Origin of the sequence: Rahnella sp. AN3-3W3 (assembly GCF_003263545.1) — a bacterium.
GTDB classification, from domain to species: domain Bacteria; phylum Pseudomonadota; class Gammaproteobacteria; order Enterobacterales; family Enterobacteriaceae; genus Rahnella; species Rahnella variigena.
In genome coordinates this window covers 84095-90548 of the sequence record NZ_JYDG01000032.1, presented here as the reverse complement: position 1 = coordinate 90548, position 6454 = coordinate 84095, and the positions used below count along the sequence as shown (strand labels likewise).

Annotated in this window: 12 protein-coding genes; 1 reads left to right on the top strand and 11 read right to left on the bottom strand. The window is 50.9% G+C overall.

Features of this window, described 5'->3' with window-relative positions; all coding sequences use genetic code 11:
- On the top strand, positions 1 to 743 hold a 743-nt coding region (locus UC15_RS11140; RefSeq protein WP_157960979.1), incomplete at its 5' end, for a hypothetical protein.
- A 13-nt stretch (positions 744 to 756) separates the two neighbouring features.
- Here UC15_RS11140 and UC15_RS11135 read toward each other — a convergent pair.
- From UC15_RS11135 to UC15_RS11085, 11 genes are all read right to left on the bottom strand, one after another.
- The gene (locus tag UC15_RS11135) at positions 757 to 2232 is read right to left on the bottom strand and encodes a terminase (protein ID WP_112288507.1); all 1476 of its coding nucleotides are present in this window, start codon (positions 2230 to 2232) and stop codon (positions 757 to 759) included.
- The gene (locus UC15_RS11130) at positions 2229 to 2786 is read right to left on the bottom strand and encodes a terminase small subunit (protein ID WP_232829855.1); all 558 of its coding nucleotides are present in this window, start codon (positions 2784 to 2786) and stop codon (positions 2229 to 2231) included. The genes UC15_RS11135 and UC15_RS11130 overlap by 4 nt, the downstream gene beginning before the upstream one ends.
- Before the next feature lie 80 nt (positions 2787 to 2866).
- Positions 2867 to 3259, bottom strand: coding sequence for a S24 family peptidase (locus UC15_RS11125; protein ID WP_112288505.1), 393 nt, complete (start codon positions 3257 to 3259; stop codon positions 2867 to 2869).
- An 87-nt stretch (positions 3260 to 3346) separates the two neighbouring features.
- Positions 3347 to 3691: a hypothetical protein gene (locus UC15_RS11120; RefSeq protein ID WP_112288504.1), complete on the bottom strand. Its 345-nt coding sequence runs from the start codon at positions 3689 to 3691 to the stop codon at positions 3347 to 3349.
- 237 nt (positions 3692 to 3928) lie between these two features.
- Positions 3929 to 4714 (bottom strand): hypothetical protein, encoded by a 786-nt coding sequence (locus UC15_RS11110; protein WP_157960978.1) that lies wholly within the window; start codon positions 4712 to 4714, stop codon positions 3929 to 3931.
- A 42-nt stretch (positions 4715 to 4756) separates the two neighbouring features.
- Positions 4757 to 4960 carry a hypothetical protein gene (locus UC15_RS11105; RefSeq protein ID WP_112288501.1) on the bottom strand — a complete coding sequence of 68 codons (204 nt, stop codon included), beginning with the start codon at positions 4958 to 4960 and terminating at the stop codon, positions 4757 to 4759.
- Positions 4953 to 5120 carry a hypothetical protein gene (locus tag UC15_RS25655; RefSeq protein WP_157960977.1) on the bottom strand — a complete coding sequence of 56 codons (168 nt, stop codon included), beginning with the start codon at positions 5118 to 5120 and terminating at the stop codon, positions 4953 to 4955. The genes UC15_RS11105 and UC15_RS25655 overlap by 8 nt, the downstream gene beginning before the upstream one ends.
- Positions 5113 to 5337: a hypothetical protein gene (locus UC15_RS11100; RefSeq protein ID WP_112288500.1), complete on the bottom strand. Its 225-nt coding sequence runs from the start codon at positions 5335 to 5337 to the stop codon at positions 5113 to 5115. Before UC15_RS11100 ends, UC15_RS25655 begins: the two co-directional genes overlap by 8 nt.
- Complete coding sequence (locus tag UC15_RS11095) at positions 5334 to 5702, bottom strand: hypothetical protein (RefSeq protein ID WP_112288499.1); 369 nt, start codon at positions 5700 to 5702, stop codon at positions 5334 to 5336. The genes UC15_RS11100 and UC15_RS11095 overlap by 4 nt, the downstream gene beginning before the upstream one ends.
- Positions 5703 to 5724: 22 nt before the next feature.
- A complete protein-coding gene (locus UC15_RS11090) occupies positions 5725 to 5937 on the bottom strand; it encodes a TraR/DksA C4-type zinc finger protein (protein WP_112288498.1) in 213 nt (70 codons plus the stop codon).
- Positions 5937 to 6365 (bottom strand): hypothetical protein, encoded by a 429-nt coding sequence (locus UC15_RS11085; protein ID WP_232829854.1) that lies wholly within the window; start codon positions 6363 to 6365, stop codon positions 5937 to 5939. The genes UC15_RS11090 and UC15_RS11085 overlap by 1 nt, the downstream gene beginning before the upstream one ends.
- Positions 6366 to 6454: the final 89 nt, after the last annotated feature.

The following is a 6454-nucleotide window of genomic DNA, read 5'->3' as shown; positions in this document are numbered from 1 at the left end:
CTTTTGGGGTGCAGTCCATCCTCGGCGCTTTTGTTTTCTCTTGGTTAGGATTTAATTGGCAACTACTAGCTATTTTATTTATCAGCAAAAAGGATGTTGAAGAAAGAATCGTATATATAAATCAACACTTTGGTATTGAAAGCCTACTCATAGGCCCATTATTTACAACCACCTTGATATGCATACTCCTTCCACAGGCGACAAAATATATTATTAAATTTCAGAGCAAGCCTATTAGCGCTGCAACTGTAACAACTATGACCGAAAAAATTGCACTCGCAGAGAAACAACTAGAGATAGCTGATATCGAATCTAAAAAAAGGTTGTCAGACAAACGCGAAGAAAGAAATATCGAAGAGGATATATACTCTACAAAAAGTCAAAATATCGCACTAACTGAAGCAGTTAAAGATAGAGACAATTCCCTCAAAGAAATGAGTAATTCTCTTCAGGAGGCGATGGTAGAAGTTAAGACCGCAACTGCTAACATGGTGATGTTATCCGACCAAAATGAAAAACTACAAAAAATAATTAAAGAAAAAGATAATGAACTTCGCCAGTCTATTGAGCAAAAAATAAAGCTTGAGTTAGATACTAAATCCTTAAGTAATGATCTAAAGCACAATAAATTATTATTAACATCACTGCAGAATCAATATCCTGACATATTTAAACAAATAGCAACCAGAACCGTAAGTCTGGATGAAATGAATTTAAATCGGAAAAGTCATCACGTCTCATAATTCACGTTTTATATTATTTATATGGATCATAATCGGTGGCGACTTGGTTCGCCGCCAATCCACCCAGCAGGTTCTGCCTTTTGGTTACTGGGAATGCAAACGTCAGCACCAGTGCATCGGCCTTGCCCGGTGACCTTCCTATCCGCTTCTTGATGTCTCCCTTGTCTTCAAGAACAATCCTGCCGTCGAGACGAACTTTGTACTCCGGCGCGCTCAGGTCGTCAGCAGTCTCCTGATCGTCCAAAGAACCGCCAATCTTCAGCCACGATTTGCAGCTGTTGTACATCTCGCCGCGCTTATTCGCCATTTGTGGATCAGTCGAACCACCACCGAACGGCACCAGTTGCCACGTTCTGCCCCAGCTTGAACCGATGGAATGAATGCCCGTGCCATAACCGAAGTCTATAAACACCTGGTCAGCCTTGTACTGATCTTCGAAGTCGGCGATGCGCTTCGCGGATATCAGCTCATCAGTGGTTTTTGGATAGGTGCCAAGGCATTTGCTGTGCAGCCCCTGACGCAGGTAAATCACGAAGTCATCCGCGCCGGAGTAAGCAGGGTCAACGCCGATAATGATCGGGGCGTGTGATACCTCTGCTGCTGTCCACTGGCGCTTCATGGCGGCATCGGTCAGGCCGGTTGGTATGAACTGCGCCTCTGACACGTCAGGGAAGATCCCACGCACACGCACCTTAACGAAGTCGCTGTCTTCGCCGTAGTCGTCCACCCACTTTTGCAGCTGCTCTTTGTTCGTGCCTTCCACCGTCCGGCTGTCAATCTGTGCGCAGCGCCAGCGGTGTTTGTACTTGCGGAAGCATTCGCGGAAACGTCCGCTGTTACGTGTCGGGTTCCCGAATGCCACCCAGATAATTTCGGTGTCTTCGTCCGTCAGCGCACCTTCGGCAACCTCCCAAACCAGATCGGCAATGTTGGACGCTTCATCGAATACAACGATGATGCGCTTGCGCTCGTTGTGCAGGCCGGCGAACGCCTCCGTGTTGTGCTCACTCCACGGGATGGCGTCTGCGCGCCAGCGTTTATCGTGGCCTGCGTCATTGCTGTACATCGCGGTGGCGGTCGTCGTGAACCACGGCTTGGTGATTGCGAGGTTCGACCATTTGATGATTTCCGGCCACGTCTTGGTGCGCAGCTGGTTCTCGGTGTTGGCTGTGACCACTACCTTGCAATCTTCGCAGGTGGACATTCCCCAGTTCATCAGCATGGAGATGAAAGCCGATTTGCCGATACCGTGCCCAGATGCCCTGGCTATCATCAGCGGCTGGTGTCGTGTCACCGGATTCTGAAGATGGTCGCGTATCTCGCGGAATGCATCAGCCTGCCATTTCCTCGGGCCAGCGGCGTGCGCCAGCTCCGTGCCCTCTTCGCCCCACGGGAACGCGTAATGCGCATATCCCAGAGGGTCATGCGTGAAACTGGCGATATCTTCGATCAGCTGTTCTTCCGGGGAGAGTACGGCGGCATCAGTCATTTGTCTTCACTCTGCTCTTTGACGCGGCGGCGGGCGTTCGCCATGCGGTCAGCGATGGTTACGGTGCCGCTAACCTCGATGCGCTCTTTAAACGCCATGACATCGACGTGCTTACCGATCAGCTCGAGGTTCTTCACTTTGTCCGGCCATTTGATTTTCTTGAGCATGTTCTCCAGCGTGGTCTCATCGAAATTGGTTATCGTGGTTGAGATATCCAGCCCGCTGAGCGTGGTGCGCCATATCTTCGGCCACGAACTGATTGGCTTCAGACCTCCGTCATCATTCATGATATCCAGAACGTCCATCTGGTCGATTTCCACCAACCGCAGCAGCACGTAGTCAGCACTGACGCGCAGGCGCTTATTACGCGCTTCCATCAGCGATTCGATGCGAGCAACAACCTTCGGCAGGTTCATCAGGCCAGCAGCTTTTTGTGTGGCCGTCTTCACCGAATAGCCAGCATTAATTGCTGCCTGCCTCTGGTTGCGCGGATCCTTCAGCATCTCCTGACAGAACAATTCCATTTGCGCATTAAGTTTACCTTTTTCAGCCATAATAATTACCTCCTTGGTAATCATAACACGCAAAAGAAAACCGCCAAGCGGCGGTTATTTCAGTGACTCTGACTGATCACCTACATGCAGGGGATATCATCAAACTCGCCGGTGCTGGCATCGTTAATGATGTAGGTCACAACGCCAAAAATGATTGTCTCCTCGCCTTCTAAATCCCCGCCTTCCAGCAGCGTGACCTCTTCGGGCATATCCAGTGACTGCACACATAGCGTGGGAATAAAGCTGAGACGTTTCACGCAGTATTCACCGCAAATGTTCGCTATCACGATGCTGCCTTCCAATGGACGTCTTGCAGAATCCACAACGAGAATCGCGTCTTTTTTGATGCCCTCGCGCCAGCTGGAGCCGCCAGACCTGATGAGGTACTGACCGGGCTTGCTGAACCATTTGCAGGCATCATTTGGGCTAATTCTGTTTTCGACGTAGTCAGTTGCTGGTGATGGAAATCCCATGATGCCCTCCTTATTTTTACTGTATACATATACAGTATTTCTATCGAAGGGATTTATCAAGGTTCGGAATGTAAATGTCGTGACATGTCACACCGTAAGTTTTGTCTCATGCCAGCCCATAGTCTGCCAGCATGCCCCCTCACCGATGAACGCACAGCCCTGTTTGTCACCTGGTAACGCGTCGCCGCACTTCCCGCATTTGCGCCCGGCTTGCTCGGTGAGCTGCGCCTGCAACTCTGCGTTGTCTTTGCGGATCAGCATTGTGATGTACTCGTCCATGTCGTATGGCTCGCGCTGCGGGCGGCGGAGTGCGCAGTTCTGCCGGAGCATATCGACTTCCTGCCGGTCGAGCGCCACCTCGACCTTTTGCAAACCGGCGTCACACTGTCGGGCACGCTGCGCGGCTTTGCGCTCTGCTGCGGATTTAGCCATTGTCTTTCTCCAGTTCAGCAATGCGAGACAACAACTTCTGACGATCTTCTTCCCACCGCCGCTGACGCAGATCCATAGCTTTGGTGGCCGTGTAAAGACGATTCTCCATGTCGCTATCTGCAGCCATACAAATAACTCGCCATTCTTCAGGTGAGAACTCGCGGCGATTCCCTCCATGCCTGAGAACGATAACCTGTCTTGCATCATCCCGGTATACGGTAGCCTCTTGCCCAGACATCACTCACCATCCTTCACGATGCTGCCAGCGGCCTCGATTGCTGCGTCATAGGCTTCTTTCATGGCTTCTCGCACCCATCCGAGTGGCTTATCACCTTTGCTTTCGCACCAAGCATCGAAGCTCAACACGACCGGCTTTTGCGGGGCGGTGAATAGCTCGTCTTCATCCAGCTCAATCTCTACATCACAGTAGGGGCAGAAACCATCTGCCTCTGCGTGCTGATTCCTCGTCATTACTTTTCGGCATGAATAACAAGTAATGACCGGCACCTGCTCGCCTTTCAGCTCTTTTACACGCGCCTCTGCTGCTGTCAGCAAATCGTTAACCGCAATGAGCGTTTCTTCTGTGCAGCGCAGGCGTTTCTCTAAATCTGCCACCGATGCATCAGCTTTCACCAGTTGATGACTGCGGATGCCAAGCTCTTTCTCTGCCGCCTTTAATGATTCAAGGCATTCACTCAGCATTGCGTCAGACTTGTCAGCCCGCTGGCGTTCTGCTTCGAGCTGCTTGGTCAGATTGACTATTTTCAGCTGCTGAACATTCCAGACGAGGTTTGCGTTATCGCATTCGAGCGGGTCAATGAATCCGCAGTGAGGGCAGTAACAGTCACCGTAATCGCCGCTATCTGCTATCTGCTCGCCGCCGTCACAGGTTTGGCTTGGGAAAATCTTCCCGCATTCCTCACACTCTGCAACGTAATAACCGCCAGTGTTATCGTCAGTAACAAATCCTAACTTGGCGCGCTCTGCTGGACGCAGCGCCTTGATATCTGTTGTATCAGTCATAATAATCACCATTTAGTAAGCGCCCCGAAGGGCGCATGAGTATTACGCTGCCAGAAGTTCATCTGCGATTGCTTCGGCCAGGGCTTTGGCTCGAGTCATGCCGCCGTTATCGATATCAGATTCGAATTCTGCCGGGTCAGCCTTAACAAGAGCGGAAATAACTTTTTCGATAATTTCGTTGCGTTTCTTCATAATAGTGTCCTGTGGTTTGTTATTGGTTGATTTATCGTTGGTTGTATCAGTCATGATGTTGCTCCTTCAATTTCATCACGATGCCGTCACCAACCTTGCGATTAACGAGGCTGGACTCATCGACTACGTAACCCTTCGCTTCGTACTCGGCAATCTTTGCTCGCTCTGATTTTTTGCTGCTGCAAAACAATGTTGCTGTGGGTGCGTTACTCATGAGGTTGCTCCTTCACCAATCCGATTTCATCCCAAACCACGTCAGCGCTATCGGCATCGAAAATCTCAATTACTCCCTTCATGCCACACGCTGACATGCAGGAAACGGAATCACCATCAAACAGAAAATCATTGCTGCCGTGCTCTGTTTTAACGTGGGCGGTTTTGTTTCCGCAGTTTGGGCATGGAGTCAGCCAGTCTATTACAAGAGTTTTCATCCATTCCTCCCAGCGCGCAGATTGGCGGCGAAATTAACAGCCCTGAATACTGTGCTTTTAATGGCCTTGTATGCGTTGCTAGACATGGATAACCCAGCGGCTTCAGCACCAATGCTTGACGCGAACTCATCAACACCCTGCGCGCGGAGTTCTGCGGTGAATTCGTCGGTATTGGGCGTTTCGATTGGCATTACATAGCTCTCGAAGCCGCAGTTATCACACTTATCGTAATCATCAATTTTCGCGTGTTTCTTCAAGGCCAAATTCTCAGCCACCAGCCCATGCACATACTCAATGACCTCTTGCGGCAGCCCTTCAAGCGAAGGCATGACAGGCTTAACTTCTGTTAACTCGTTATTTTTCATAATATTTATCCCATTCAAAATGTTAACGACGATTACGGTTTTTAATTTCCTGCACTTCTTTGCAGCCTACGCAGAGCTGCACACCAGGCAGCGCGACGCGGCGTTCTTCCGGTATATCGTTGCCGCATTCAGCACAGAATCTGGCTGATGGGCGGGTCGAATGCTGGGTGACGGCCTTCAGGCGCATGTCCAGAATCTGCTGTTCTGTTTCGCTGACGTGGTCTAAGTGATCCATCAGGATTTCACTCCTAATCCGTGGCGAGCGATGAGCAGTGCGTCGGCAATGGCCTGCCCTTTGGCTTTTGCATCGAGAGCACGCAGTGATGGGTAAAGCTGAATTGCCCGGCTGCGCGCCGCGTCTTTGTCGCTGCCGATGAGGCCAGCTGATTTCTTCCACGCCTGCGGGGTAACGAGGGAGTACGGCAGGAACATGCCCTGCAGGATCCCTTCGACGTTGCCCGCTGCGTGGCCGAACGTGAACATTGAGCTGACGCCCTGACCCGGCATTGCGCCGACCTGCTCCAGATATGCGTGGGCGATAAGTCCGCGATACTGAAGCAGGAAGGTAGCGACCTGCGCGCCGTTGACGCGGGATTTAGTCCCGACCTTCACGGTTGGCATACTCAGGTGGCTGATGTAAGCGCCGTGCTCGTTGATAACCACGATGGCGCCAGAGCAGCCTGGGTCGATTCCAACAAAGAGATTAATCACTGAAACTCTCAAATTACCTTTACGGTAAACATTACCATTAC

Excerpts from the sequence above, each read along its gene's own strand:
- UC15_RS11135 (WP_112288507.1), bottom strand. The coding sequence starts at position 2,232 with ATGACTGATGCCGCCGTACTCTCCCCGGAAGAACAGCTGATCGAAGAT.
- UC15_RS11130 (WP_232829855.1), bottom strand. The coding sequence starts at position 2,786 with ATGGCTGAAAAAGGTAAACTTAATGCGCAAATGGAATTGTTCTGTCAG.
- UC15_RS11125 (WP_112288505.1), bottom strand. The coding sequence starts at position 3,259 with ATGGGATTTCCATCACCAGCAACTGACTACGTCGAAAACAGAATTAGC.
- UC15_RS11120 (WP_112288504.1), bottom strand. The coding sequence starts at position 3,691 with ATGGCTAAATCCGCAGCAGAGCGCAAAGCCGCGCAGCGTGCCCGACAG.
- UC15_RS11110 (WP_157960978.1), bottom strand. The coding sequence starts at position 4,714 with ATGACTGATACAACAGATATCAAGGCGCTGCGTCCAGCAGAGCGCGCC.
- UC15_RS11105 (WP_112288501.1), bottom strand. The coding sequence starts at position 4,960 with ATGACTGATACAACCAACGATAAATCAACCAATAACAAACCACAGGAC.
- UC15_RS25655 (WP_157960977.1), bottom strand. The coding sequence starts at position 5,120 with ATGAGTAACGCACCCACAGCAACATTGTTTTGCAGCAGCAAAAAATCA.
- UC15_RS11100 (WP_112288500.1), bottom strand. The coding sequence starts at position 5,337 with ATGAAAACTCTTGTAATAGACTGGCTGACTCCATGCCCAAACTGCGGA.
- UC15_RS11095 (WP_112288499.1), bottom strand. The coding sequence starts at position 5,702 with ATGAAAAATAACGAGTTAACAGAAGTTAAGCCTGTCATGCCTTCGCTT.
- UC15_RS11090 (WP_112288498.1), bottom strand. The coding sequence starts at position 5,937 with ATGGATCACTTAGACCACGTCAGCGAAACAGAACAGCAGATTCTGGAC.